General features: G+C 72.9%; 15 protein-coding genes, 1 tRNA gene and 1 pseudogene. 9 read left to right on the plus strand and 8 right to left on the minus strand.

Going from position 1 to position 26,251, the window contains the following annotated elements; all coding sequences use genetic code 11:
- The first annotated feature begins 24 nt into the window (after positions 1-24).
- Both ACN27F_RS26385 and ACN27F_RS26390 read left to right on the plus strand, forming a co-directional pair.
- Positions 25-1,185: an acyl-CoA dehydrogenase family protein gene (locus ACN27F_RS26385; RefSeq protein ID WP_421437926.1), complete on the plus strand. Its 1,161-nt coding sequence runs from the start codon at positions 25-27 to the stop codon at positions 1,183-1,185.
- 136 nt (positions 1,186-1,321) lie between these two features.
- Complete coding sequence (locus ACN27F_RS26390) at positions 1,322-2,017, plus strand: maleylpyruvate isomerase family mycothiol-dependent enzyme (protein WP_421437927.1); 696 nt, start codon at positions 1,322-1,324, stop codon at positions 2,015-2,017.
- Between the two features lie 53 nt (positions 2,018-2,070).
- Here the strand turns inward: ACN27F_RS26390 and ACN27F_RS26395 are convergent, their stop codons facing one another.
- Together ACN27F_RS26395 and ACN27F_RS26400 are read right to left on the minus strand one after the other, a co-directional pair.
- A complete protein-coding gene (locus ACN27F_RS26395) occupies positions 2,071-10,350 on the minus strand; it encodes an SDR family NAD(P)-dependent oxidoreductase (RefSeq protein ID WP_421437929.1) in 8,280 nt (2,759 codons plus the stop codon).
- Between the two features lie 415 nt (positions 10,351-10,765).
- Positions 10,766-11,578, minus strand: coding sequence for a hypothetical protein (locus ACN27F_RS26400; protein ID WP_421437930.1), 813 nt, complete (start codon positions 11,576-11,578; stop codon positions 10,766-10,768).
- Between the two features lie 385 nt (positions 11,579-11,963).
- On the opposite strand from ACN27F_RS26400, the gene ACN27F_RS26405 reads away from it, so the two are divergent.
- From ACN27F_RS26405 to ACN27F_RS26415, 3 genes are read left to right on the plus strand one after another with little or no spacing between them, the layout of a single operon-like run.
- Positions 11,964-13,391 carry an acyl-CoA carboxylase subunit beta gene (locus ACN27F_RS26405; RefSeq protein ID WP_421437932.1) on the plus strand — a complete coding sequence of 476 codons (1,428 nt, stop codon included), beginning with the start codon at positions 11,964-11,966 and terminating at the stop codon, positions 13,389-13,391.
- A 32-nt stretch (positions 13,392-13,423) separates the two neighbouring features.
- Positions 13,424-14,179, plus strand: coding sequence for a thioesterase II family protein (locus ACN27F_RS26410; protein ID WP_421437934.1), 756 nt, complete (start codon positions 13,424-13,426; stop codon positions 14,177-14,179).
- Between the two features lie 41 nt (positions 14,180-14,220).
- Positions 14,221-14,448 (plus strand): DUF5988 family protein, encoded by a 228-nt coding sequence (locus tag ACN27F_RS26415; RefSeq protein WP_421437935.1) that lies wholly within the window; start codon positions 14,221-14,223, stop codon positions 14,446-14,448.
- A gap of 17 nt (positions 14,449-14,465) precedes the next feature.
- Here the strand turns inward: ACN27F_RS26415 and ACN27F_RS26420 are convergent, their stop codons facing one another.
- Both ACN27F_RS26420 and ACN27F_RS26425 read right to left on the minus strand, forming a co-directional pair.
- The gene (locus ACN27F_RS26420; protein ID WP_421437937.1) at positions 14,466-15,080 is read right to left on the minus strand and encodes a hypothetical protein; all 615 of its coding nucleotides are present in this window, start codon (positions 15,078-15,080) and stop codon (positions 14,466-14,468) included.
- A 108-nt stretch (positions 15,081-15,188) separates the two neighbouring features.
- Positions 15,189-15,308 (minus strand): ATP-binding protein, encoded by a 120-nt coding sequence (locus ACN27F_RS26425; protein ID WP_421437939.1) that lies wholly within the window; start codon positions 15,306-15,308, stop codon positions 15,189-15,191.
- A gap of 420 nt (positions 15,309-15,728) precedes the next feature.
- On the opposite strand from ACN27F_RS26425, the pseudogene ACN27F_RS26430 reads away from it, so the two are divergent.
- A pseudogene (locus ACN27F_RS26430) lies at positions 15,729-16,064 on the plus strand (transposase family protein); the annotation flags it as partial.
- Between the two features lie 166 nt (positions 16,065-16,230).
- Complete coding sequence (locus tag ACN27F_RS26435) at positions 16,231-17,025, plus strand: ISAs1 family transposase (RefSeq protein WP_421437941.1); 795 nt, start codon at positions 16,231-16,233, stop codon at positions 17,023-17,025.
- A 619-nt stretch (positions 17,026-17,644) separates the two neighbouring features.
- Here ACN27F_RS26435 and ACN27F_RS26440 read toward each other — a convergent pair.
- Positions 17,645-17,720: transfer RNA gene (locus ACN27F_RS26440), tRNA-Arg, on the minus strand.
- A gap of 245 nt (positions 17,721-17,965) precedes the next feature.
- Between ACN27F_RS26440 and ACN27F_RS26445 the strand changes: the two genes are divergently transcribed.
- Positions 17,966-18,391, plus strand: coding sequence for a hypothetical protein (locus ACN27F_RS26445; protein ID WP_421437942.1), 426 nt, complete (start codon positions 17,966-17,968; stop codon positions 18,389-18,391).
- 71 nt (positions 18,392-18,462) lie between these two features.
- Entirely contained in the window at positions 18,463-20,307 is a 1,845-nt protein-coding gene (locus tag ACN27F_RS26450; RefSeq protein WP_421437944.1) for a glycoside hydrolase family 15 protein, read from the plus strand.
- Between the two features lie 14 nt (positions 20,308-20,321).
- Here the strand turns inward: ACN27F_RS26450 and ACN27F_RS26455 are convergent, their stop codons facing one another.
- Genes ACN27F_RS26455 through ACN27F_RS26465 form a run of 3 tightly spaced genes read right to left on the minus strand, consistent with a single transcriptional unit; the run spans position 20,322 to position 26,232 of the window.
- Positions 20,322-21,419 (minus strand): enolase C-terminal domain-like protein, encoded by a 1,098-nt coding sequence (locus ACN27F_RS26455; RefSeq protein ID WP_421437946.1) that lies wholly within the window; start codon positions 21,417-21,419, stop codon positions 20,322-20,324.
- The gene (locus tag ACN27F_RS26460; protein ID WP_421437948.1) at positions 21,416-24,469 is read right to left on the minus strand and encodes an FAD-binding and (Fe-S)-binding domain-containing protein; all 3,054 of its coding nucleotides are present in this window, start codon (positions 24,467-24,469) and stop codon (positions 21,416-21,418) included. Before ACN27F_RS26460 ends, ACN27F_RS26455 begins: the two co-directional genes overlap by 4 nt.
- Positions 24,466-26,232, minus strand: a complete 1,767-nt coding sequence (locus ACN27F_RS26465) for a thiamine pyrophosphate-dependent enzyme (protein ID WP_421437950.1) — start codon at positions 26,230-26,232, stop codon at positions 24,466-24,468. Before ACN27F_RS26465 ends, ACN27F_RS26460 begins: the two co-directional genes overlap by 4 nt.
- Positions 26,233-26,251 lie beyond the last annotated feature (19 nt).

Below are 26,251 nucleotides of genomic sequence, written 5' to 3' on the forward strand. Positions count from 1 at the left end.
AACCGTGCCGAAAGAGGGTGACCTGTGAAAGAGCCCGACTACCTCCGCGCGGTGCAGCGCTTCGTGCGCACCGAGCTGATCGAACACGAACAGGAGCTCGACCGGCTGGCGGACATGCCGCTGCCGCTCTACGGCCGCTTCGCCGAGACCGGGCTGATGAACTGGTGGCTGCCCAAGGAGCACGGCGGCGCCGAGCACAGCCTGGAGGACAGCGTCCGGATCGTCAACGCGCTGTCCTACGGCGACGCCGGCGTCGCGTTCACGCTGTTCATCCCGGTGCTGACGACCAGCATGGTCAGCCTGTACGCCAGCCCGGAGCTGCGCAGCCGATACCTGGACGCGCTCGTCGCCGGCAACGGCTTCGCCGCCACCCTCGGCAGCGAGCACGCTGCCGGCAGCGAGCTGGCCCGGATCTCCACGACGGTGCGGCGGGAAGGCGAGTCGCTCGTCCTCGACGGCGCGAAGGCCTACTCGACCGACACCGACTTCGCGCAGTTCCTGGTCGTCATCGCCCGGTCGGCGGAGAACGCCGATGACTACCTCGCCGTCGTCGTGCCGCGGGACACGCCCGGCATCGAGATCGAGAAGCGCTGGGACGTCATCGGCCTGCGCTCCTCGGCGACCTACCAGGTGGCGCTGCGCGGTGTGCGGGTGCCGGCCAGCAACGCCCTGAACGGCAACGGGCTGCGGCTGCTCGAGGTCGGCCTGAACGCCAGCCGGATCCTCATCGCCACCACCGCGCTCGGCATCGCCCGGCGGGCCCGTGACCTGTGCATGGACTACGCCCGCACGAAGCAGATCAAGGGGGCGCCGCTCGCCTCGAACGCGGTCTTCGCCAGCCGGCTGGGTCAGATCGAGATGCAGATCGACGTCATGACCAACCAGTGCCTGGCCGCGGCCCGTGAGTTCGACGCGATCTTCGCCCGGCCGGACGCCGCCGAGGAGTTCGTCCGGCAAGGCACGATGAAAGCGGCCATCACCACCAAAATGTTCTGCGGCCAGGTCGGCTACCGGATCGTATCGACCGCTTCGGAAATGTTTGGCGGCCTCGGCTACACCCACGAGACACTGGTCCAGAAACTACTCCGCGACGTCCGGTACGTCTCCCTCGTCGAGGGCGGCGACGACGTCCTGCGCGAGCTGTTGTATGCGCGCAACGTCGTGCCGGCATCACGCCGCGGATAGGCACTGAGCAGCTCATATCAGGCGCTCCGGCCCTCGGCTGGAGCGCCTGGTGGGCATTTCCGAAATATTCTTGCGACGTCTTTGTGTTGCATCAAGTTGTCAATACTATATCGGCGCACGACGCTATTATGACGTCATGAAAATCGACCTTTATCCAAGCGCTCGTGAACGGGTCAGCGCGATCGCGCGGGAATTGACCGCCGAACAGCTCGCCACCATGGTCCCGGCCGCGCCGAAATGGTCGGTCCGCGACCTCCTCGCGCACGCGGCCGGCGTCGCCGAGGACCTGTCGATGTGGCCGACGGACAACCTGCCACCGATCCCTCCGTCGGATGAGTACACCGCCAGCCAGGTCGAGCGGCGCCGCGACCTGACCGTGGACGAGCTCCTCGCCGGCTGGGAGAAGGCCGAGCCCCGGTTCGTCGAGCGGATGGGTGGCTGGGGGCGGTGGAACGCCCCCGTCCACGACCTGCTCTGCCACGAGGCCGACCTGCGCGGCGCGCTGGACCTGCCGCGCCTGCCCGACGAGGCCTGGCAGGCGTCGCTCGACGACTGGCCGTCGTTCCTGGTCGAGTGCGCGCCGATCCTCTCGCGCCGCTGGGCGATGCTCGACGACGCCGTCCTCGCCCGGGTCGGCGACCGCGAATACGTCCTCGGCGTCGGCACCCCGTCGGCGACCGTCGAGGTGCCCGACGGCTACGACCTCTGGCGCGCGCTGTTCGGCGGCCGCAGCCGGCAGCAGATCGCGAGCTGGGCGTGGAGCACCGACCCGGCGCCCTACCTGGCGACGGTGCCGTTCTTCTACGCCCCCGACGAGGACCTGCAGGGCTGACCCGCGCCGCCCCCGGGGCGCCCCGGCGGCCGGCCGGGGCGCCTCGCGCATGCTCAGAGCTGGTCGATGAAGTCGAACATCTCGGCCTCCTCGGCGGACGTCAGCGCGTCCGCCGGGGCCGCCGCGCCGACCGGCCCGGCGGCGCCGAGCCCGGCCAGGGCGGCCTGCAGCGCGGCGACCACCCGCTCGCGGTCCTCGGGCTGCGCGTCGGTGACGGTGAGCGTCGCCGTGATCTGGTCCAGGGCCCGCTGCAGCACCTCGTCCGCGGCCGGCGCGGCCGGCACCAGCTCCTTCGTCAGGTAGTCGGCCAGGCCGGTGACGGTCGGCAGGTTGAACACCAGGGTCGGGGGCAGCCGCAGGCCCGTCTGGGCGCTGAGCCGGTTGCGCAGCTCGACACCGGTCAGGGAGTCCAGGCCGAGCTCGCTGAACGGCGTGTCCACGTCGACCGCGCTCGCCGAACCGTGGCCGAGCGCCGTAGCGACCTGGCTGCGGACCAGGTCCCGGATGGCCGCCGCGGCGAGGACCCGGTTCATCCCGGCCAGCCGCTCGGCCAGGCCGCCGGCGACCGCGGCGGTGCCGGCCCCCTCGGCCGCGGCCGGGTCCGCGAGCGCGGTGCGTCGCGGCGGCCGCACGAGCGCGCGCAGGACCGCCGGGATGTCGCCCCCGGCCTCGGCCCGGGCGCGCACGCCGGCCAGGTCCCACCGCGCCGCCACGACCGGCCCGGAGCGGGACAGGGCCGCGTCGAGCAGCCGCAGGCCCTGCTCGGCGGGCAGCTCCGCGACGCCCGACCCGGCCAGCCGGGCCCGGTCGGCGCCCGACAGGGCCGCGGTCATCCCGGTCGAGGTCGACCACAGCCCCCAGGCGATCGAGACCGCGGGCAGACCCAGGCCGGCTCGGTGGCGGGCCAGCGCGTCGAGGAACGCGTTCGCCGCGGCGTAGCCGGCCTGGCCGAGGGTGCCGACCGTGGCGGCCACCGACGAGAACAGCACGAACGCCGCCAGTGGCTGGTCGGCCGTCAGCTCGTGCAGCAGCCAGGCGGCGTCGACCTTGGGCCGCAGGACGGACCCGAGCCGGTCCGGGGTGAGGCCCTCGACGGTCGCGTCGTTGGTGACGCCGGCCGAGTGCACGATCCCGACCAGCGGCCGGTCGGCCGGCACGGAGGCCAGCAGCTCCTGGAGGGCCCGCCGGTCACCGACGTCGCACGCGGCGACGCGGACCGCCGCGCCGCGCCGCTCGAGATCGGCGACCAGCTCGGCGGTGCCGGGCGTGTCCGCGCCCCGGCGCGAGGTCAGCAGGAGGTCCCGCACGCCGTGCCGCTCGACGAGATGGGTCGCGACGAGCGCGCCCAGCCCGCCGGTGCCGCCGGTCACCAGGACCGTCCCGGCCGTCAGGTCCGGCTCCGGGCCGTCGTCGGCGGGCCCGTCGGCGATCCGCGGCACGAGGACCTCGCCGTCGCGGACGACGAGCTGCGGCTCGCCGGCGTCGAGCGCCGCTGCCAGCAGGGGCCAGTCGCCGGTGCCGGTGACGCCCGCCACCGCGACCCGGCCGGGATGCTCGGCTATCGCCGAGCGCAGCAGGCCCCAGGCCGGCGCGGACGCCAGCTGGCCGGGATCGGCCAGCACCACCAGCCGGGCGTCGCCGCGGTCGTCGCTGATCCACTGCTGGACCGCGTCGAGCAGCTCGGTCAGGGTCTCGTGCACGGCGTAGGGCGGGTCGTCGCTGGCGTCGGCGGGGTCCGGCAGGTAGGGCACCACCACGACCGGCGGCGGGGCGCCGATGTCCCAGACCGAGGCGAGGTCGTAGCTCAGCGTCGCGCCGATCCCGGCGGCGGTGATCTCGTCGGCGATGGCACCGGCCCGCGGATCGGTGCCGACGACGGCCCAGCGCCGGCCGGCGACGTCGGCCGGGTCGAGCGGGACCCGGACCCAGTCGATCTGTTGCAGCCCGCTGCGCGCGGCCGGGGCGCCGGCGGACAGCGGCCGCAGCGCCAGCGCCGACACCCCGCCCAGCGCCCGGCCTGCGCCGTCGGCGATCGACATGGACACGGCGCCGTCGCCGTCGCGGTGCAGGCCGACCCGCAGCGCGTCGGTGGCCGGGCCGGCGAGGCGCACTCCGGACCAGGCGAACGGCAGCAGCAGCTCCTCGGCGTCGAGCACCAGCACGTGCAGGGCGGCGTCCAGCAGCGCGGGGTGCACGGTGTAGCCGTCCAGCGGCAGCGGGGCCGGCAGCCGGACCTCCGCGTACCGGTCCTCGCCGGCGGTCCACGCCGCGACCAGGCCCCGGAACGCCGGGCCGTAGTCGTAGCCGGCCGCGGAGAGCCGCTCGTAGGCGCCCGCCAGGTCGACCGGTGCCGCGCCGGCGGGCGGCCACTCCGCCTCGGCGGGCTCGGCGGGCTCGGCCGGGACGGGCCCGAGCAGCCCGGCGGCGTGGCGGGTCCAGGTGGCGTCGGGCTCGCCGGCCGGCCGGCCGTAGATCTCCACGCTCCGCCGGCCGGACTCGTCCTCGGCGCCGACGGTCACCTGCACGTGGACCGGCCCGCTGTCGGGCAGGACGAGCGGGGCCTGCAGCGTGAGGTCGTCGACGCCCTCGGCCCCGGCCGCGGCCGCCGCCCGTAGCGCCAGCTCGACCATGGCGGTGCCGGGCAACAGGACCGTCTCGGCGACCACGTGGTCGGCCAGCCAGGGTTCGCCGGCGCGGGACAGCCGGCCGTTGAGCAGCAGCCCTCCGGATGCGGCGATCTCGACCGTGGTGTCGAGCAGGGGGTGCCGGCCGGCGTTGGGTGTGAGCCAGTACCGCTGGCGCTGGAAGGCATAGGTCGGCAGTTCCACCCTCCGGGCCCCCGGGAACACCGCCGCCCAGTCCAGCTCGACCCCGGCGAGATGCGCCTTGGCGAGGAACGCGGCGAAGGTCTCCGCCTCGTCGAGCTTTGCCCGCAGTGCCGGCACGAACACCGGCCCGTCGACGTCGTCGAGGGTCTGCCGGGCCATCGCGGTGAGGACACCGTCCGGCCCGAGTTCCAGGAACCTGGTCACCCCGAGACCGTGCAGGGTCCGGATGCCGTCGGCGAACCGGACGGCCTGCCGCACATGCCGAACCCAGTATTCGGGATCGCACAACTCATCGGACACCACCATGCCGGTCACGTTCGACACGACCGCCACCGTCGGCGGGTGAAACGTCAGACCCTGCGCGACCGTGCGGAACTCGGCCAGCATCGGCTCCATCAACTGCGAATGGAACGCATGGCTCACCCGGAGCCGGGTCGTCTTGCGGCCCTCCATCAGCGGCAGCCACGCATCGATCGCGGCCACCTCACCCGAGACCACCACCGCGTGCGGGCCGTTGACCGCCGCGATCGTCAGCCGATCCTCAAAACCGGCCAGCGACGCCAGCACGTCCTCTTCGGACGCCTGCACCGCGACCATGCCACCACCGGCCGGCAGCGCACCCATCAGCTTGCCCCGGGCGGTCACCAACTTCGCCGCATCCGGCAGGGACAGCACGCCGGCGACGTGCGCGGCCGCCAGCTCACCGACCGAGTGACCGATCAGGTAGTCCGCGCGGATGCCGAGGGACTCGGCGAGCCGGAACAGCGCCACCTCGACCGCGAACAGCGCCGGTTGGGTGACGGCGGTGTCGTTCAGCCGGGGTGCGTCCAGGAGCGCTGACGCGGACAGGCCCAGCTCCGTGCAGACCGCGTCCAGGGCCTCCGCGAACACCGGGAAGGCCGCGGCCAACGCCAGGCCCATGCCGGGTCGCTGGGCGCCCTGGCCGGTGAACAGGAACGCGGTCCGGCCCGTGACCGGGCGGCCGGTCAGGGGCAGGTCGGTCAGGCCGTGCAGGAGGGTGTCACGGTCGGCCGCGATGACCGCGGCGCGGTAGGGCAGCTGCGCCCGCGCCGTGGCGAGGGAGAACGCCAGGTCCGGCAGCGCGGTGTCCGGATCGGCCCGCACGTGCTCGCCGAGCCGCTCGGCCTGCGCGCGCAGGGCCGCCTCGCTGCGCGCCGAGACCACGAACGGGATCGGGGCGGCGGAGGGAGCTACCACCGGCACAGGATCCCCGGCGGCGGGCGCCTCCTCGATGATCAGGTGGGCGTTGGTGCCGCTGATGCCGAAGCTCGACACGGCGGCGCGGCGCGGGCGGCCGGCCGGCGGCCACGCGCACGGCTCGGTCAGCAGCTCGACGCCGCCGAGGTCCCAGTCGATCGCGGGCGACGGGGTGTCGGCGTGCAGGGTCCGGGGCAGCACGCCGTGGCGCATCGCCTGCACCATCTTGATGACCCCGGCCACGCCGGCGGCCGCCGACGTGTGCCCGATGTTCGACTTGATCGAGCCGAGCCGGGCCGGGCGGTCGCCGGGACGGCCCGGGCCGTAGACCGCCAGCAGCGCGTGGGCCTCGATCGGGTCGCCGAGGGCGGTGCCGGTGCCGTGCGCCTCGATCGCGTCGACCTCGGTCGGCGCCAGCCCGGCGGCGGCCAGCGCCTGCCGGATCACCAGCTGCTGGGCCTGGCCGTTGGGGGCGCTCAGGCCGTTGCTGGCGCCGTCCTGGTTGACCGCGGCGCCGCGGATCACCGCGAGGACCGGATGGTCGTTGCGGCGGGCGTCGGACAGCCGCTCCAGCACGACCATGCCGGCGCCCTCGGCGAACGAGGTGCCGTCCGCCGCCGCCGAGAAGGCCTTGGCCCGCCCGTCGCGGGCGAGTCCGTCCTGCGAGCTGAACTCGACGAGCAGGCCCGGGTTGGCCATCAGCGTCACACCGCCGGCCAGGGCGAGGGTGCACTCGCCGCGGCGCAGCGCCTCGGTGGCCAGGTGGATCGCGACCAACGAGGAGGAGCAGGCCGTGTCGACGGTGAGCGCCGGCCCCTGCAGCCCGAGGGTGTAGGCGATGCGCCCGGACGCGACGCTGAGCAGCGTGCCCGTCAGCAGATGCCCTTCGGCGACGCCGGTCGGCTGGTGCAGCCGCGGCCCGTAGTCGGTGGCCATGGCGCCCACGAAGACGCCGGTGCGGGAGCCGGCCAGGCCGGCCGGGTCGATGGCGGCCCGCTCCAGCGCCTCCCAGGTGGTCTCCAGCAGGAGCCGCTGCTGCGGGTCCATGGCCAGGGCCTCGCGCGGGCTGAGGCCGAAGAACCCGGCGTCGAACCGGTCGGCGTCGTGCAGGAAACCGCCGTAGGGCGACGTGCACGTGCCGGGCGTGTCACCGCCGCCGAGCAGGGCGTCGAGGTCCCAGCCGCGGTTGGTCGGAAACGTGGTGATGGCGTCGACGCCGCCGTCGACCAGGTCCCACAGCTCCTCGGGGGAGGTGACGCCGCCCGGGTAGCGGCAGCCGATCGCCACGATCGCCACCGGGTCGTGCGGCCGGGCCCCGCCGGGGTCCCGGTCCGGCACTGCGGCGGCGGGCGCCGGGCGGTGGTCGCCCCCGCCGAGCGCGTAGAGGTGCGCGGCGAGCCGCTGCGGGGTCGGGAAGTCGAAGGTGGCCGAGGTCTGCAGGCGCAGCGCGGTCGCCTGGTTGAGCCGGTTGCGCAGGTCGACCGCGCCCTGGGAGGTGAGGCCGAGGTCCTTGAAGGTGCTGGCCGCATCGATGTCGGTGGCGCCGCCGTGGCCGAGCACGAGCGCCGTGGTGCGGGTGACGAGCTCGTCCAGCGCGCCCCGGTCCAGGGCGGGCTCGGAGGTGCCCGGCGGCTCGTCCGCCGGGCCGGTGGCGGTGGCCGGGCGGGCGGCGGGCGTCCCGGCGAGCCAGAACCGCTCCCGCTGGAACGCGTACGGCGGCAGGTCCACCGCGACCGCGCCGTCCAGCGGGCCGAGGCTGACGTCGGCCCCGCCGGCCCAGGCCTCGGCGACGCTGCGGCGCCACCGGGCCGGCCCGGGCTCGTCGCGGCGCAGGGTGCCGATGACCGTGGCCTCGACGCCGGCCTGCTCCGCGGTCTCCTCGACGCTGCCGACCAGCACCGGGTGCGGGCTGCACTCCACCAGCCGGTGGAAGCCGAGGGCGAGTAGCTGCCGGGCCGCGGGTGCGAACCGGACGGGCTGGCGGAGGCTGCGGTACCAGTAGTCGGCGTCCAGCCCGGCGGTGTCGATCGGCTCGCCGGTGAGGGTCGAGACGAACAGCACGCCGGTGGAGACGGGCCGGATGCCGGCCAGGTCGGCGAGGATGCGCTCGCGCAGGACCTCCACGACGGGGGAGTGCGACGCGTAGTCGACCGGCAGCAGCTTGGTGCGGTGGCCCTCGGCTTCCATCGCGGCCTGCAGCGCGCCGAGGGCGGCGATCTCGCCGGAGACGACGACCGACCGGGGGCCGTTCTCGGCCGCGAGGGTGACGTCGGCGCCCATGGCGGCGGTCACCACCGCGGCGGGCGCGCCGACGGACAGCATGCCGCCGCCGGACAGGTCGCGGATGGCCCGGCTGCGCAGGGCGACGACCCGGGCCCCGTCGTCGAGGGTGAGCGCGCCGGCCACGGTGGCCGCGGCGATCTCGCCCTGGGAGTGGCCGATCACGGCCTCCAGCGGCAGGCCGCGGTCCTGCCAGAGCGCGGCCAGGGACACCATGACGGCCCACAGGGCGGGCTGGACCACGTCGACCCGGTCCAGCCCGGGCGCGCCGTCGGCCTGGCGGAGCACGTCGAGCAGGTCGAAGTCGACGTGCGGCGCGAGCGCGGCGGCGCACTCGGCGACCCGGGCGGCGAAGGCCGGCTCGGCGTCGAGCAGGTCGCGGGCCATGCCGGCCCACTGCGAGCCCTGGCCGGGAAACACCAGGGCGGTCCGGCCCGGCCCGGCGTGCCCGGTCGCCACGGTCTCGTCGGGGCGACCGGCGGCCAGCGCGTCGAGGCCTTCGCGCCGGGCCGCCTCGTCGGTGCCGAGAAGCACGGCCCGGTGCTCGAACCGGTCGCGGGTGTGCAGCAGCGACCACGCGACGTCGGCCGGGGCGGCGCCGGGGTGCTCGGCCAGCTGCCGGGTCAGGGCGGCGGCCTGGGCCCGCAGCGCGGGGACGGTCCGGGCGGACAGCACCCACGGGGTGTCCCCGGCCGGCCGGGCGGTGCGCGCGGCGGTGCCCGGCGCCGGTTCCGGTGCTGCCGCCACAACCAGGTGGCAGTTCGTGCCGCCCATGCCGAACGAGCTGACCCCGGCCACGGGCCGGGCGGCGGCCGGCCAGTCGCGCGTCTCCCGGACGACCTCCAGGCCGAGGTCGCCCAGCGGGACGCCCGGCTGGGGGGACTCGAAGTTGAGGCTGGCCGGCACGGTGCGGTTGGCGACGGACAGCGCGACCTTGACGAGCCCGGCGATGCCGGCCGCGCCCTCGAGGTGCCCGATGTTCGTCTTCACCGACCCGACGAGCAGGGGCGCGCCGGCGGGCCGGTCCGCGCCCAGGGCGGCGCCGAGGGCGGCCGCCTCGATCGGGTCGCCGACGGGCGTGCCGGTGCCGTGCAGTTCCACGTACTGCACCTCGCGCGGGCCGATCCCGGCCCGCGCGTAGGCCGCGCGCAGCACGTCGCGCTGGGCCTCGGCGGTCGGCGCGGTCAGGCCCTCGCCGCCGCCGTCGTTGTTCACCGCGCCGCCGAGGATGACGCACTGGACGGGGTCGCCGTCGGCCAGCGCGGTGGAGAGGCGTTTGAGCACGACGAACGCGCCGCCCTCGCCGCGCACGTAGCCGTTGGCCCGGCGGTCGAAGGTCCAGCAGCGCCCGTCCGGCGACAGCGCGCCGAAGCGGCCGAGCGCGTCGGTGGTGCCGGGCCGCAGGATGAGGTTCACGCCGCCGGCCAGCGCGAGGTCGGCGTCGCCGTTCAGGAGCTGCTCGCAGGCCAGGTGGACCGCCACCAGCGACGAGCACTGGCCAGCGTCGACGGTGAAGCTCGGCCCCTGCAGCCGCAGCAGGTAGGACACCCGGTTGGCCAGCAGGCTGCGGTGCACGCCGGTGACCGTGTAGGGGCTGCTGCCGAGCTCGTCGTGCAGCGCCGCGTAGTCGTCGTTGATGACGCCGAGCACGACCGAGGTGCGGCTGCCGCGGACCGTGGCCGGGGCGATCCGGGCCCGCTGCAGGGCCTCGTAGGCCAGCTCCAGCGAGAGGCGCTGCTGCGGGTCCATGGCGGCCGCCTCGACGGGGGCGATGCCGAAGAACGCCGCGTCGAAGCGGTCGACGCCGTCGATGAAGCCGCCGCGGGGGTACTTTCCGTCGCCGGCGTCCGGCCACCGGTCGGCCGGCACCGGGGTGATCATGTCGGTGCCGGCGTGCAGCAGCCTCCAGAACGCCTCGGGGTCGGCGGCGCCGGGCAGGCGGCACGCGATCCCGATGACGGCGATGGGCTCCTCGGCCGCGTTCCGCCGAACTTCCGTGACAGACATGTCGAGCACCGCCATTTGGTGAGAAGTCAGACCCGTCGGGCGCCGGCCAGCTGATCGGTCGCCGCCCCGGCCATGGTGCCGGTCGATCTATGCGGGTTGAAGACCTGTGCCCGGTTCCTGAAGCAGAATCTCGGTCCGAACCGGAGCCGGGCGGCCGGCGCCCGCTGGGGGCACCGGCCGCCCGGCACGATAACGCCCGCTCAAGAAGGCGGAAATGGAGCGGCAGTCGATTTCATGAGTATCGTCGAATGCACACTGTGAGCCGCTAAGAATAAATACTGTACGGGACCGTATGCTAGGTGTCAAGAGGAGTGTGTTCTCCGCCTCCCTTTCGCTTGCCGGTGGACAACTAAGGTGCGGCATCAGTTGTTTCCGCCGGGTGAACCGGACCTACCGATGAGTATTCTCGGGGCGGCTAACGCAGGAGGCCCAACTCGGCCGCCCGGGCGCCTGCCTGAAAGCGTGAGGTGGCCCGGATGACGCGCATGATGTCGGCGACATGGCGCCGGTAGGTGCGGACCGAGACGCCGAGCTTGCGCGCGGCCACCTCGTCCTTGTCGCCGACGCTCAGGCTGGCCAGGATGGACCTGGCCAGTTCCGTGTCGAGCTTCTCCTGGACCTGGAAGATCGCCGCCACCGGCACCCCGGAGCTCCAGGTGACGCCGAACATGCTCCGCAGCACGTGCACCAGCGGATGGGCCGAGATGAGCAGCGTCTGGATCGGCTCGTCGCGCCGCATGGTGCGCAGGGCCGCCTCGTTGCCGTCGCTGATCAGCAGGTTCTGCTCAGGCAGGGTCCGCGTGCGGTAGCCGACCTGGCCGCGCGACGCCTGCACCAGCGCGCCGTTGACGCCGGTCAGGGGCGCCGGGATCAGGGCCTTGACCTGCACACCGCGCTGCTGCGCGCCGTGCAGCAGCGACAACGTCCACTGCTGGCGGTCCGGCGCCATGTCCCGCACGGCCAGCACGCAGAGGATCTCCCGCCGGGCCCGCCCGATGAGCTCCGTGGCCGCCGCCTGGAAGGCGGCGTCGTCGCCCGGGAGGTGGCGGATCTGCCGGTTGTCGCGGCGCCGGCTGGACATGGCCTGGCCGATGAGCTGCTGCGCCTGGTGCAGGCTGGAGTCCACGTCGTCGTGGTCGACCAGCGCCGGGAGCCCGGTCAGGGTGCCCCGGGCGTCGGTCACGGTGGTGTCGCGACGATGGATGTCCGCGAAGTCTGGCGTTTTCAACGAATCCCCCGTCGGTGCTTGGGCATGGCATCAACACGACAACAATATCCAGAACTTGTGAGCGATGCTCGTAAATGATGGCGGTGGACTGTTAAGGGGAAGCAAAATCTCTCATGGAATTCCGGCAAAGTGCTCGAAGACGCACGCCGCCGGGTCGCAATGCCGACTCGGACAACGAGTGGTGCGAGCAGGTCCGTTGTTACCGCCCGGACGGGTCAATGCGCGGTTCATGATCGGCCGATGCCGGACTTCTGCGGGCCGCGCATGATCAGCGGCGCCGTGGCAGCTTCCTGCTGCGGCGTTTCGCGGGCTGCGGGTCTGGTGTCTGCTGGTTCTCGTTCGGCGGATGCTCGACCGGCCCGTGCGATCGTTGTTGGAGGCCTGTATGACCCTGTCCGCCACCGAGACGCGGATCGGCGAACAGCCCGTCCCGGACCATCGCGACGTGACCGTGCGGCTCGGCGCGCTGCTCGACGCCGGCTCCCTGCAGCCCCTGTCGGACCCGGACGACAGCGGCGTCCGGGTGGTCCGGGGCCGCATTGACGGGCTGCCGGTCGTCGCCTACTGCACCGACGCCACCCGCATGGCCGGCGCCCTCGGCTCCGAGGGCAGCGAGCACATCATCCGGGCGATCGACGTCGCGGTCCGGGCCCGGTGCCCGGTGATCGGGCTGTGGCACTCCGGCGGCGCGAAGCTCGCCGAGGGCATCCGGTCCATGGACGGCGTGGGCCGGATGTTCGCCGCGATGATCCGCGCCTCCGGCCGGGTGCCGCAGATCTCCGTCGTCCTCGGGCCGGCCGCCGGTGCCGCCGCCTACGGTCCGGCGCTGGCCGACCTGGTCGTCATGGCGCCCGAGGGCCGGCTGTTCGTCACCGGGCCGGACGTCGTGCGCAGCGTCACCGGCGAGAGCGTGGACATGGCCGGGCTCGGCGGGCCGGAGGTGCACGGCCGCAAGTCCGGGGTCGCGCACGTGCTGGCCTCGTCGGAGGCCGACGCCCTCGCCCGGGCCCGGCGGCTGACCGGCGTGTTCGCCAAGCCCGGCGTCTTCGCGCTGGACACGCTGCGCGAGCCGGCCGACCTGCGGGCGCTGCTGCCGGAGTCGGCGCGCCGCGCCTACGACGTCCAGCCGCTGGTCCGGGCGATCCTCGACGAGGACTCGTTCGAGCAGCTGCAGGCCAAGTGGGCGCCGAACGTCGTCGTCGGCTTCGGCCGCCTCGGCGGGCGGGCCATCGGCGTGGTGGCCAACAACCCCCTGCGCCGGGGCGGCTGCCTGGACTCGCTGAGCGCCGAGAAGGCGGCCCGGTTCGTGCGCCTGTGCGACTCCTTCGCGGTGCCGCTGCTTGTGCTGGTCGACGTACCCGGATATCTGCCCGGCGTCGGCCAGGAGTGGTGGAGCGGGGTGATCCGGCGCGGCGCAAAGCTGCTCTACGCGTTCGGCGAGGCTGTCGTGCCGCGCGTGACGCTGGTCACCCGCAAGGCCTACGGCGGCGCCTACATCGCCATGAACTCCCGGGCGCTCGGCGCCAGCGCCGTCCTGGCCTGGCCGGCGGCGGAGGTCGCCGTCATGGGCGCCGAGGCCGCGGTCAACGTCGTGCACCGGCGCGCGCTGGCCGCCGCGTCGGAGGCCGACCGCCCGGCCCTGAAGGCCCGGCTGATCGAGGAGCACGAGCGGCTGGTCGGCGGCGTGCAGCACGGGATCGAGCTGGGCGTCGTGGACGAGGTGATCGACCCGGCCGAGACCCGCTACCGGGTGGCCGCGGCCCTGGCCGGCGCGGTCGCGGGCCGTGGCCACCACGGCAACATTCCGCTGTGAGCGGCGGCCCGGACGTCCAGGATGGTGAACGCGTGAGTGCCGGTCGATGGCTGCAGGGCTACGGCGCGCCCCGCCCCGGCGCCGTCCGGCTCGTCTGCCTGCCGCACGCCGGCGGCGCGGCCGGCTACTTCCACCCGCTCGCCCGCGAGCTCGCCGCCGACTTCGACGTCGTCGGCGGGCAGTATCCCGGCCGCCAGGAGCGCTACCGGGAGCCCCTGCTGCGCAGCATCGCCGGCCTGGCCGACGGCGTGTTCGCCGCGTGGGCCGCCGAGCCGCGCCCGACCGTGCTCTTCGGCCACAGCCTGGGCGCCGTCGTGGCCTTCGAGACCGCGCTGCGGATGGAGCGGGCCGGCGCCACCGACCTGCTCGGCGTCATCGTCTCCGGCCGGCGGGCGCCGAGCGTGCCGCGCACCGACGCCATCCACCGGCGCGACGACCAGGGCATCGTCCGGGAGATCCGGGAGCTCAGCGGCACCCGGGCGGCGGTGTTCGACGACCCGGACCTGCTGGCGATGGTCCTGCCCGTGCTGCGCGCCGACTACCAGGCCGTCGAGACCTACCGGGCCGCGCCCGCGGACCGGCTGCGCGCCCCGGTCGCCGTGCTCATCGGAGACGCCGACCCGCGGGTGCCCGTCGCCGAGGCCGACCGCTGGCGCACGCACACCGACGGGCCCACCGCCCTGCGCGTCCTGCCGGGCGGGCACTTCTACCTCGACAACCAGCACGACCGGGTGGCGGCGGCGATCCGCGACAGCGTGCACGAGTTCCGGTCGCAGGTGCCCGCCTGACGGCGGTGCCTGATCACCTCGATCCCGACGGAGGAACTGCCATGGAGAGTCCCGTGACCCCCACCACGACGTTCCAGGTCGACGCGCTGCTGCGCGGCGGACCGCGGTCACTGCCCGACGAGCTGCGCCGGACCCGGGTCGACGAGACCGTGGACAAGATCAAGATTCCGTACTGTGCCGGCTACGAGCACTTCGAGCGCGACGGCAGCGCCGAGGAAGAGGGCAACGTCGTGTTCACCTGGACCGGCCGCACCTACATCGCGGAGTAGGCACCGCCTGGTGCCGGTCAACCGGCCGGCACCAGGTCCACGACCGCCAGCCCGTCCACCTCGACGAGCAGGTCCGGGCGGGTCAGCGGGGACAGCACGCAGACCGCCGGCACCGGCAGGCGCCCGGCCAGCGCCGCGCGGACGGCGGCCAGGTCGGCCGGCGCCGCGACGTAGACGGTCAGGCCGAGCAGCGCGCCGAGGCCGCCGGACAGGTGCAGGCCGTCGGAGGCGACCGCGTCGCAGGACAGCAGCCCGTCGACCAGCCCCAGCGTCACGTCGAGCTGCTCGACGGCGTCGGCCGCCACAGTGTTCGAGCCGACGACTGCCGCGGTACCGGCGACGAAGACCAGACCGCGGCCGCCCTCGGCGAGCAGCACCGCGCGGGAGAACTGGGCCGGCCGGGGGCGACCCGTGCCAGGGCCGTAGCGGAACGCGGCCACCTGGCGGCGGTTCTCGACGCTGTGGGTCCGCACTCCGCCCGCGGTCCGCCCGGCCAGGCCGGTCAGCGTGGGGTCGGCGGCGAATTCGCCGACGCCGGTGTTCGCCGGAAAGCCCCGCCCGATCTCGGCCGCGGCCCGCATCGCGAACGTGGTGTCGCCGAAGACGCCGGTGCGCTCCTGGTTGAACGCCACGAACGCGGCCGCCGACGGTCCCGGATCGCCCGGTACAGACGGCAGGTAGGACCAGGTGTCGGCGTACCAACTGACGTGCCCAGGTAGGTACGAACGAACGTGCCCAGGTCAGGCGACGTTGGCTTGGCCGTCGATGGCGGTGAGGCGGTTCTTGAGCCGGTAGCTGGGCCCGTTGATCGCGACGACGTCGCAGTGGTGCAGGAAGCGGTCGAGGCAGGGTGACTTCAAAGTCGTGTGGGTGGCGGGGCCTCGGGTGTTGTGGCTGGTCGAGCGGGTGGGCTGGCTGGAGACCCACGTTGTTGATCACGGGGTGGTCGCGGACGAGTCTCTTTTGGACGTCGCTACCCGGGTTTGGTGATGCCGCACGGGTATCCACGGGGCTGCGTGTGGCGATCCGGCCGGTGCGGTGCCGGGTGAAGGCTCGGATCGGGATTTGACAAGGGGGGACGGGGTTCCTCGTAGATCGGTGAATCTCTCACAAAACGCCGACGCTGAACCAGGAACCCCGTGCCTGCCGAGTGTGCCATCACCGACCGCCCGTTGACCATTGCCGATCTACCCGATCTGCTGCCCGCGGTCCTTCAGCCGGTCTACGACCAGGTGTTACCGGCCTGGTTCGGCGGTGACCCGGTGGTCCTGCCCGAATCGATGCCTGGTGGTCTACCGGCAGGCGCAGCCCGGGAACTGGTCCTGGCGCTGGCGCCCGAGCGCCCGGCTCGTACCGGCCGTGAGGTGCTCGGCGCCGGGCCGCGGCCGGCCAGAGCGGGTGATCCGGTCGTGATCGACGAGGCCGGGATAGCCCGGCTGCTCGGGTTCCTGGCCCAGATCGTGGATCGGCGGGCGTTGCGGGGCCGCCGGTACCCACTGACCTATCTGCTGGCTCTGCCGATGCTGGCGATGCCCGCCGGTCACCTCGACACCACCGCGATCGGCGAGTGGGTGGCCGATGCCCCCGACGCGTTGCTGCGCGCATTGGGTGCTCCCACCGGCCGCGACGGCCGGGCCCGCCGGCCCGACGCCAAGACCATCACCGAGGCATTGGCCGCCCACGGCGAAGACTACGACCGGATCCTGTGCGCGTTCACCGCCGCGATGGCCCGTACCGCTCACCGCGACACCGGCGGCAGCCCGCTGCGGCGATGTCTGCACGTTGACGGGAAAGCCCAGCACGGCGCCGCCCGGCCCGGCGCTGCTGTCGGCCCGCGCCGACGACGGCACCGTCGCCGCGCAGCACGAGGTCCCGGTCGACAAGACCAACGAAATCACGGTGTTCCAGCCGTTGCTCGACCAGCTCGACGACTGCACTGTGGCCGGCCGCGTCATCACCGCCGACCAGTTGCACACCCAACGCGAACATGCCCGCTACCTGCACCGCCGTCACGCCTTCTACGTGTTCACCATCGGCGGTAACCAACCGAAACTGTTCGCCGCCGTCGATGCGCTGCCCTGGCAGGCGATCGCGGTCGAGCACGCCACCATCGACCGTGGTCACGGCCGTATCGAGGTCCGCACCATCCGCACCCTGCCCGCCACACCCACCACCGTCGGCCTGTTCCCCCACGCCGAGCAGGTGTTCCTGCTCGAACGCTACATCTACGACATCGCCGGGAACCTCCTGGGCGCGGTCGCGGTCCTGGGCATCACGAACCTCACCGCGGCCCAGGCCGACCCGGCCGCTCTGGCCGCCTATACGAGAGGGCACTGGTCGGTCGAGTCGCTGCACTGGCTTCGCGACGCCGTCTTCGGTGAGGACGCCAGCCGCATGTCCACCGCCACCCGGGCCATGACAGCCCTTCGCAACCTGGTCATCGGACTGTTCCGGCTCGCCGGGATCACCCGGATCAGCCACCAACTACGCCACACCGGCCGCGATCCCTACCGGCGCCCACTCGTCCTACTCGGACTCGCGAAACCAACCAGAGATCAACAAGACACCAAAACGTGACTAAACATCTCAGAAACCCTCAACACCACTACCCAGACAGAGTCGCCAACCTGCAAGAACGACCATCCGTCACGAACTTCGAAGTCGCCCTGGGTGCCGAGGCGGGGCGATCTTCCGGCTCGCCAGCGCATGAGCGACATGTCGAATCCGAGCGACCTCGCAGGGTGACGGCGGAAAGCCCGTGTTCCGCCTCCCGGTCCGGCCGCTCACGACGGCGATCAGCTGGGCAATGCGGTCACCCATGAGGCCTCCAGGCTGTAGCGACGCACATCGGAGTCGTGAAATGAAAGCGGTAGGCAAATTCGCTGTGGACAGCCTGTGTCGGCCGAAGACCGCAACCGCTGGCTGACCGGCAGTAGCCGGTTTCAAAGAGGCGGACGGCACCCTACTGCTGCGGCCCACGGTTTGGGCCAACCAAGCGGCAACCGAGCCCAAGCTTCGCCAGCATGACCCACGCCGATCCGGACGGGCACGCAGGGACAGCTGCCGACACCCCGCAGGGGCCCGCCGTAACCTGATCGCCCGTAGGTGTTAGCGGGGGGTTTTCGGGGGGCAGTTCAAAACCGTATGGATGGAGATCGATCGCTGGACCGGATTGTTGCTGGTCAGGGCCTTATGCTGGTGCCCCCGGCAGGATTCGAACCTGCGACACACGGTTTAGGAAACCGATGCTCTATCCCCTGAGCTACGAGGGCGCGAACGCCAAGTCTAGCGGCCGTACGTCTACTGGCGTCTGCGGGGAGCGACTCCGGCGAGCACGGCCGACCCAGCTGGCGGGGCTGTGGTGGGCTGTCTCGCCATGGTCGACGAGATGGTTCACGCTTGAGGCAACTCCTTACGGAACGGTGACGTCCGATCACATTCGGTGTCGAGGCGAATATCGACGGCCATGGCATTCTGCTGTCGCTTCCGACGGTCGCACCGATGCAGAGGAGAACACGTGAAACTGCCCTGTGCGGCTCGGGTGGCAGCCGCGACGGTTGTCGGGCTGGCCGCCGTCTCGCTCACCGCTGCCAGTTCGGCCGGTGCCACCACCTCGGCGGACAACCGCCGACCAGTCTGCAAAAGTATCGGGTTCAACCTGCCGACCACGGTCGGCGGGACCGTCACGATCCCGGTCACCGACTACGCGGCCGACCCTGACCTGACCCCGATTTCGCTGGTGGGAGTGTTCGGCGGAGCACCGCTCGGGTCGGTGGCGATCTCCGACAGCGGCACGTCCGCGACCACCAACGACGACGTCCTGATCTTCACCCGTACGAGCGGGAGCCGTGGCTCGGCACACCTCTACTGGACGGTGTCGGACGGCTCGCTCGACGCCCAGTGCACCGCCTCCGGCTACGACCTGCCGCCGGGCAACGGATGACTTTCCGTCGCCGGTGTCAGCCGGCCAGATCGGGGTATAGCCGACCTGTCTGACGGCAGGCGGGAGGTCCGGTGGACCTGGCGAAGGGGCGCCCCGAACCGGCCCAGGTGCCGGTGCTGCGTGAGTACGCGTTGCTGGCCGACGGCCATCGGGGCGCCGTCGTCGGTCCGGACGGCGGCATCGGCTGGCTGTGTGCCCCGGTGTGGGACAGCCCGTCGATCTTCGGCAGTCTGCTCGGTGGGCGTGGCCGGTACGTGGTCAGCCCGACCTGGGACCACTTCGTCTGGGGCGGCTACTACGAGCCTGACTCGTTGATCTGGGTGAGCCGCTGGGTCACCGCTGGCGGCATCGTCGAATCCCGCGAGGCACTGGCCTATCCCGCGACCGAACGCCGCCTGGTGCTGCTGCGGCAGATCCGGGCTCTTTCCCAGCCGGCGACGGTGCGGGTGCTGCTCGACCCGGCCACCGACTACGGGCGGGTGCCGCTGACCGGTGCCCGTCGTGTCGGCGACGACGTCTGGTCGGGCCAGGTCGGCGGGCTGCACCTGCGCCTCACCGGCGGCACCGGACTCGCACCGTCAGCCGCCGACGCTCTGCAGGGCAACATCGAACTTGCCGCCGGCGGTCAGCACGATCTCGTCCTGGAGGTGTCCGCCGATCCGATCACCGAGCCGGTGCCTTCGGCGACCGAGGTCTGGCGATCGACCGAGCACGCCTGGCGCGCGGCGGTGCCGCCGGCGGCCGACGGCATCGCCCGCCGCGACGCCGCACTCGCCCGTGCGGTGCTGCACGGGTTGACCCGCCCCGGCGGCGGCATGGTCGCGGCCGCGACCATGGGACTGCCGGAGCGGGCACACAGCGGACGCAACTACGACTACCGGTACGCCTGGATCCGCGACCAGTGTCTCGCCGGGCAGGCGGCGGCCGCCGCCGGGGCCACCGACCTGCTTGACGACGCCGTCACGTTCATCACCGACCGGGTGCTGGCCGACGGTCCCCGGCTGGCACCGGCGTACACGACCCGGGGTGGCGCGGTGACGCCGCAACGGAACCTGGAGTTCCTGCCCGGCTATCCGGGCGCGCGGGTGGGGATCGGCAACTGGGTCCGCGACCAGTTCCAGCTCGACGTCTTCGGTGAGATCCTGCAACTGCTGGCCACCGCCGCGCGGCTTGACCGGGCCGGACCCGACCTGTGGCACGCGGCGCAGGTCGTGGTCGACGCGATCGCCGACCGGTGGCGAGAGCCGGACGCGGGCATCTGGGAGCTGCCCGCGCGGCAGTGGACGCACTCCAAGCTGAGCTGCGTGGCCGGGCTGCGGGCGGTGGCCCGGCTCGCCTCGCCCCGGCCTGCCTCGCCCCGGTTCGCCCCGGCCCGCGGCGCACCGACCAGCCTCGCTCCGGCCCGACCGGCGGCACGGTGGGCGAGCCTCGCCGACACCATCCTGGCCGACACCAGCCAGCACGGCCTGCACCCGTCCGGCCGCTGGCAGCAGGCCTACGACAGCGACCGGGTGGACGCCGCGCTGCTGCTGCCGGCGGTGCGGGGCGCGTTGCCGCCGGACGATCCGCGTACGGTCGCCACCCGCCGGGCCGTGATGGACGAGCTGGAATGTGACGGCTATCTGTACCGGTTCCGGCCGGACGGCCGGCCGCTCGGTGACGCCGAGGGCGCCTTCCTGCTCTGCGGGTTCATCGCGGCACTGGCCGCGTACCAGGCCGGCGAGGTCGTGGCGGCGAACCGGTGGTTCGAGCGCAGCCGGGCGGCGTGCGGCACCCCGGGGCTCTACACCGAGGAGTACGACGTGCTGCAACGGCAGTTGCGCGGCAACCTGCCGCAGGCGTTCGTACACGCGATGTTGCTGGAGACCGCGACGGTCCTCGGCAACGACGGGGCATCCGGAGCCGGCGACCGGTAGCGCGTCCGGACACGTCAGCCGATCCGGAACGGCTGCGCCTCCCGCTCCCGTAGGCGCAGCCCGTTGCCGGGCTCGTCCCGGTTGACCGGTGCGCTGCCCCCGGTCGCGGCTACGGCACCGTCGAACAGCATGGACTCGATCCGGGCATGGTCGTGGAACCACTCGCTGTGTCGCAAATTCGGCACCGCCGACGCCACCGCCAGATGCTGGTGCGGCGCGCAGTGCGTCGACACCTCCAGCCCGTGACCGGCGGCGACGGCGGCGATCCGCAGAAATTCGCTGATCCCGCCGCACCGGGTGACGTCGACCTGCAGGCAGTCGACCACCGGCGCCAGTCGGTGGAAGTACGCCAGGTCGTAGCCGTACTCACCGGCGGCGACATCGGCGGCGACGTGGTCGCGGACCAGGGCCAGCCCGTCGTGGTCGTCGGAGCTGACCGGCTCTTCGAACCACCGTACGTCTCGGTCGGCCGCCGCGCTCAGCACCCGAATCGCCTGCTTGCGGTGGTACGCGCCATTGGCATCGACGTAGAGCTCGGCGTCGGCGCCGATGGTGTCCCGCGCCTGGGCGATGCGCTCCAGGTCCCGGTCGACCCGCCGCCCCCACGACTCGCCGATCTTGATCTTCACTCTCGGGATGCCGTCGTCGTGTACCCATCCGGCGAGCTGGCGGCGTTGCCGCTCAGCGTCGTACGTGGTGAATCCGCCGCTGCCGTAGACCGGAACCGCCGGGCGGACCATGCCCAGCAACCGGGCCAGCGCCAGCCCGTGCCGGCGTGCCTTCAAGTCCCACAGCGCGCAGTCCACGGCGGACAGCGCGAGGCCGGCGATCCCCGGTCGGCCGGCGTTGCGCAGCCGCCGCTGCATGGCCAGCCAGGCGCTCGGCACGTCGTCGGCGTCGAGATCGGTGCCGGCCAGCGTCGGGGCCAGCAGGTCGGCCACGACCGACGCCACCGCAGCCGGGCCGTAGCTGTATCCGATGCCCGTCGTTCCCTCGTGGCTGGCCTCGACCAGCACCAGCGTCGTCTGCGACCAGGCGAGGGTCCCGTCGGCTTCCGGTGCGTCGGTCGGCACCCGGTAGACGCGGGTGGACAGCCGCATCGGTGTGGTCACCGCCGCAGGGTCGACCGGGCCGGCTCGGCCGGGCGGGCCGCCCAGTGCCGCTCCGGGAAACCCCCACCCGTCCCGCCACCACCTGAGTCCGCCCGCAGCGCGGCCCGTAGCAACTCGGCCAGGTGGATCGCTTCGCGTCCACCGGCCTCGCCCTGGTGCACCTGGGTCCGGCAGCTGAAGCCGTCGGCCAGCACCACCTCGTCCGGCTCTGCGGCGCGTAACGCCGGGAACAGCACCCGCTCCGCACAGGCCTGCGAGACCTCGTAGTGGCCACGCTCGAATCCGAAGTTGCCGGCCAGGCCGCAGCAGCCCGAGTCGAGCCGCCGCGCGTCGACTCCCATCCGGTCGAGCAGCGATTCGTCCGCGGCGGTGCCGAGCACCGCATGATGGTGGCAGTGCGTCTGCACCAGTGCGCGGACCGCCAGCCGGGGCGATCGCCAGCCGGGCGTGTGTCGGTCGAGCAACTCGGCCAGGGTGACGGTCTGCTCGCGCAGCCGCCGGATGTCCTGATCGTCGGGGAACAGGTTGGCCGCGTCGTCGCGGAACACCGCCGTACAACTGGGCTCCAGGCCGAGAATCAGCGTGCCGGCGCGCAGGTAGGGCCGCAGCACCGCGACGGTACGCCGCAGCGCCCGTTTCGCCATGCCGAGTTGACCGGTGGAGATCCAGGTCAGTCCGCAGCAGACCGGTGCCTGCGGAACCACGACCCGCCAGCCGGCCGACTCCAGTACCTGCACGGCGGCGTCGGCCACGCCAGGATGGAAGTGGTTGGTGAAGGTGTCCGGCCACAGCACCACCGCACCTCGGGAGCCGTCCCCACCGGGGGTACGCCCGGCGAACCACCGCTGGAACGTCTGTCCGGCGAAGGTCGGGATCGCCCGCCGCTGGTCGACGCCGGCCAACGCCTTGCCGGCCCGGCCGAGGCCGGGCGCGCGGGCCAGCGCGTTCACCAGCCTGGGCGCCGCCGCCGCGACGGCGGCCAGGACCGGTAGCCAACCCATTGAGTAGTGCGACCGTGGCCGCGTCCGGTGCCGGTAGTGGTGAAACAGGAACTCCGCCTTGTAGGTCGCCATGTCCACGTTGACCGGACAGTCGGCCTTGCAGCCCTTGCAGGACAGGCACAGGTCGAGTGCGTCGCGGACCTCGGTGGAACGCCAGCCGTCGGTGATCGTGCCGCCGCGCGTGCCGCCGTCGAGCATTTCGAACAGCAGCCGCGCCCGGCCCCGGGTCGAGTGCTCCTCCTCCCTGGTGACCATGTACGACGGACACATCACCTCGCCGTGCTCGCGCCGGCACTTGCCGACGCCGACGCAGCGCAGCACGGCGTGGCCGAAACTGCCGTCGTCGTCGGGGTAGCCGAAGACGGTCGCCACATCGCCGTGGTCGTAGCCGACCCCGAGCCGCAGGTCGCCGTCGAGCGGATAGGGCGCGACGACCTTGCCGGGATTCATCCGGTCCGCCGGGTCGAAGATCGCCTTGGCCTGGCCGAACGCCCGGACCACCCGGTCGCCGAACATCTTCGGCAGCAGCTCGCCGCGGGCCTGACCGTCACCGTGCTCGCCGGAGAACGATCCGCCGTACGACACGACCAGGTCGGCCGCGCGTTCGACGAAGGACCGGAAGTGGCGTACGCCGTCGGCGGTGGTCAGCCGGAACGGAATGCGGGTGTGCACGCAGCCCTGGCCGAAGTGCCCGTACAGGGAGGCGCTGTCGTAGCCGTACTCGCGGTAGAGCCGGTCGAGGTCGCGCAGGTAGTCGCCGAGTCGCTGCGGCGGGACGGCCGAGTCCTCCCAGCCGGGCCAGGTGTCGGTCTCACCGGGCACGTGCGCGGTGGAACCGAGTGCGGACTCCCGGACCTGCCACATCCGGGCCTCGTCGCGCAGGTTCGCGAACCGGTGCACGGTCGGATCGTCGCGGCGGCCGAGATCCGTGAGCAGCCGTTCGGCCGCGTCGTTCGCCGCCTGCTGGTCGTCCCCGCCGAGCTGCACCATCAGCCAGGCGCCGCCGGGCGGCAGCAGGTGCAGTGCCTGCGGGTGCAGGTGCTTGCGCATCTCGAACGAAATCAGCTTGTCGTCGATGCCTTCCAGCGCGACCGGCTGGTGCGGCAGGATCCGGGGTACGTCGTCGCCGGCGCTGGCCACGTCGGGGTAGCTGAGGAACAGCAACGCGTGCGCGGGCACCACCGGCACCAGCCGCAGCCGGGCACGCAGCACCACGACCAGTGTGCCCTCGGAGCCCACCAGTGCCCGTGCCACCTGGAAGTCCTGCTCCGGCAGCAGGCTGTCCAGGTTGTAGCCGGACACCCGGCGCGGGATCTTCGGATAGCGTTCACGCAGGTCGGACAGGTATTCGTCGCGGAGCAACCGTAGCTGCCGGTGAATTTCGGCCGGCCGCCCGCCCTGGCGCTGGATCTCGGTGTAGCGGGCGTCGTCGGTGGCTCCGACCCACATCCGGGTGCCGTCGTAGAGCAGCACCTCCAGCTCGATGACGTTGTCGACCACTTTGCCGGTGCGCTGGGCGGTCGCCCCGCAGGAGTTGTTGCCGATCATCCCGCCGAGGGTGCAGTGGCTGTGCGTGGCCGGGCGGGGGCCGAACTCCAGCCCGGTCGGCGCCAGTTGCGCGTTCAGCGCGTCCAGCACGATGCCCGGCTCCACGAGACAGCTACGCTGCTGCGGGTCGATCTCCAGCAGCCGGTTGCAGTACTTCGACCAGTCCAGCACCACCGCGGTGTTGGTGCACTGCCCGGCGAGGCTGGTGCCGCCGCCTCGGCTGAGCAGCGGCGCACCGTAGCGGCGGCAGACCGCCACGGCGGCCACCGCCGCGTCGACGCTGCGCGGCACCACCACCCCGAGCGGCACCTGCCGGTAGTTCGACGCGTCGGTGGCGTAGGCGGCCCGGGATCCGGCGTCGAAGCGCACCTCCGCGTCGACCTCGGCGCGCAGCGCGTCGGCCAGCGCGGCGACGTCCACCGCCGTCGCCGGGTCCGGCCCGCCAGGTCGGCGGACCGGGTCGGGCAGCGGGACCGGGTCGGGCAGCCGGACCGCGCTCACGAGCGGAACTGGCTGATCTTGTCGCGGGCGACGGTGGCCAGCGTCGCCCCCTTGTGCGGCTCGCCACGCAGGAACGACTCGGTGGCGTGCTTGGCCTGTTCGTACCGCAGTTTGCCGGGCATCGGCGGCTCGTTCGGATTGACGTCGCAGTCGATCAGAGCCGGCCCGGGGTGGGCGAGCGCGGCGCGGACCGCGCCGGCCAGTCCGTCCGGATCACGGACCTTGGCGCCGTACCCGCCGCACGCCATCGCCCAGGCGGCGAAGTCGGCCTCCGGCTGCTGGTGGCGTACCGCGTACTCCGGATAGCCGAGGCTGACCTGCTCCCACAGGATCTGTCCGTACGCGTTGTTGTTGTTCACGATGATTTTCACCGGCAGCTGGTGCCGTACGGCGGTGAGGAACTCGGCCATCAGCATCGCGAAGCCGCCGTCGCCGACCAGGGCGATCACCTGCCGGCCGGGAAACGCGTGCTGGATCGCGATCGCGTACGGCAGCCCGGGTGCCATCGACGCCAGGTTGCCCGACAGGTAGAACTCCCGGCCGCCGCGGATCGTCCAGTGCCGGGCCGCCCAGGTGGCGACCGTGCCCGAGTCGCAGGTGAGCACGGCGTCGTCGGCGGCCGCCTCGTCCACGCAACCCATCAGGTACTGCGGCGCGATCGGCGAGCGAGCCGGGTCACGGAGCGCCGCCATGTCCGCGCGCCACTCGTCGCGTCCCCGCTGGTGCTTGGTCAGGAACGACCGGTCGGCCCGCTGGGTGAGCCGGGGCAGCAACGCGCGCAGCGCCAGCCCGGCGTCGGCGGCCACCGGTGCCACCACCGGCACCCGCATCCCGATCAGACTCGAATCGACGTCGATCTGCACCACCCGGGCCTGTCCCGGCTCGGGCAGGTACTTGCCGTACGGGAAGTTGGTGCCGACCATCAGCAGCGTGTCGCACTCGGCCATCAGCTCCTCGCTCGGCCTGGTGCCGAGCAGGCCGAGCCCGCCGGTGGTGAGCGGGTGGTCGTCGGGTACCACCTGTTTGCCGGGCAGTGTCTTGACGATCGGGCTGGCCAGCTTCTCGGCGACCGCCAGCACCTCGTCGCGGGCCGCTCGTGCGCCGACGCCGACCAGCATGGCGATCTTGCGGCCGGCGTTGAGCACCTCGGCGGCCCGGTCGAGTTCCGCGTCGGCCGGCGGCAGCGGTGGGCGGGACAGCTGCGGCCGGCTGGCCGGCCGCAGGCCCGGACTGACGTGCCGGTACGGTCGCTCGCCCACCGCCGCCACCTGGACGTCGTTGGGGAACGTCAGGTGGGCCACGGTGCGCTTGTCCAGCGCGGTGCGGATCGCGATGTCGACCACCCCGGGCAGCTGCTCGGGATTGGTGACCATCAGGTTGTACGCGGCGACGTCCTGGTACAACAGGTCCGTGTGGACCTCCTGCTGGTAACGGGTGCCCAGCACGGAGGTCTCCTGCATGCCGGTGATCGCCAGCACCGGGACATGGTCCAGCTTGGCGTCGTACAGGCCGTTGAGCAGATGGATGGCGCCCGGCCCGGAGGTCGCCACACACACCCCGAGGCGGCCGGTCGCCTTGGCGTAGCCGGTAGCCATGAAGGCGGCCGCCTCCTCGTGGTGCACCAGCACGAACCGCAGCCGCTCCCGCTCCCGACGGAAGCCTTCCATGAGTCCGTTGATGCCGTCTCCGGGCAGGCCGAAGATGGTGTCCACGCCCCATGCGACCAATCGCCTGGCCAGGCTCTCGCCGACAATTTCCGCCATCTCCCCGCGCCTTTCGTGC

The sequence above is a fragment of the Solwaraspora sp. WMMB335 genome (assembly GCF_049179075.1).
Classification (GTDB): domain Bacteria; phylum Actinomycetota; class Actinomycetes; order Mycobacteriales; family Micromonosporaceae; genus Micromonospora_E.

Excerpts from the sequence above, each read along its gene's own strand:
- ACN27F_RS26405 (WP_421437932.1), top strand. The coding sequence starts at position 11,964 with ATGACCCTGTCCGCCACCGAGACGCGGATCGGCGAACAGCCCGTCCCG.
- ACN27F_RS26415 (WP_421437935.1), top strand. The coding sequence starts at position 14,221 with ATGGAGAGTCCCGTGACCCCCACCACGACGTTCCAGGTCGACGCGCTG.
- ACN27F_RS26395 (WP_421437929.1), bottom strand. The coding sequence starts at position 10,350 with ATGTCTGTCACGGAAGTTCGGCGGAACGCGGCCGAGGAGCCCATCGCC.
- ACN27F_RS26390 (WP_421437927.1), top strand. The coding sequence starts at position 1,322 with ATGAAAATCGACCTTTATCCAAGCGCTCGTGAACGGGTCAGCGCGATC.
- ACN27F_RS26465 (WP_421437950.1), bottom strand. The coding sequence starts at position 26,232 with ATGGCGGAAATTGTCGGCGAGAGCCTGGCCAGGCGATTGGTCGCATGG.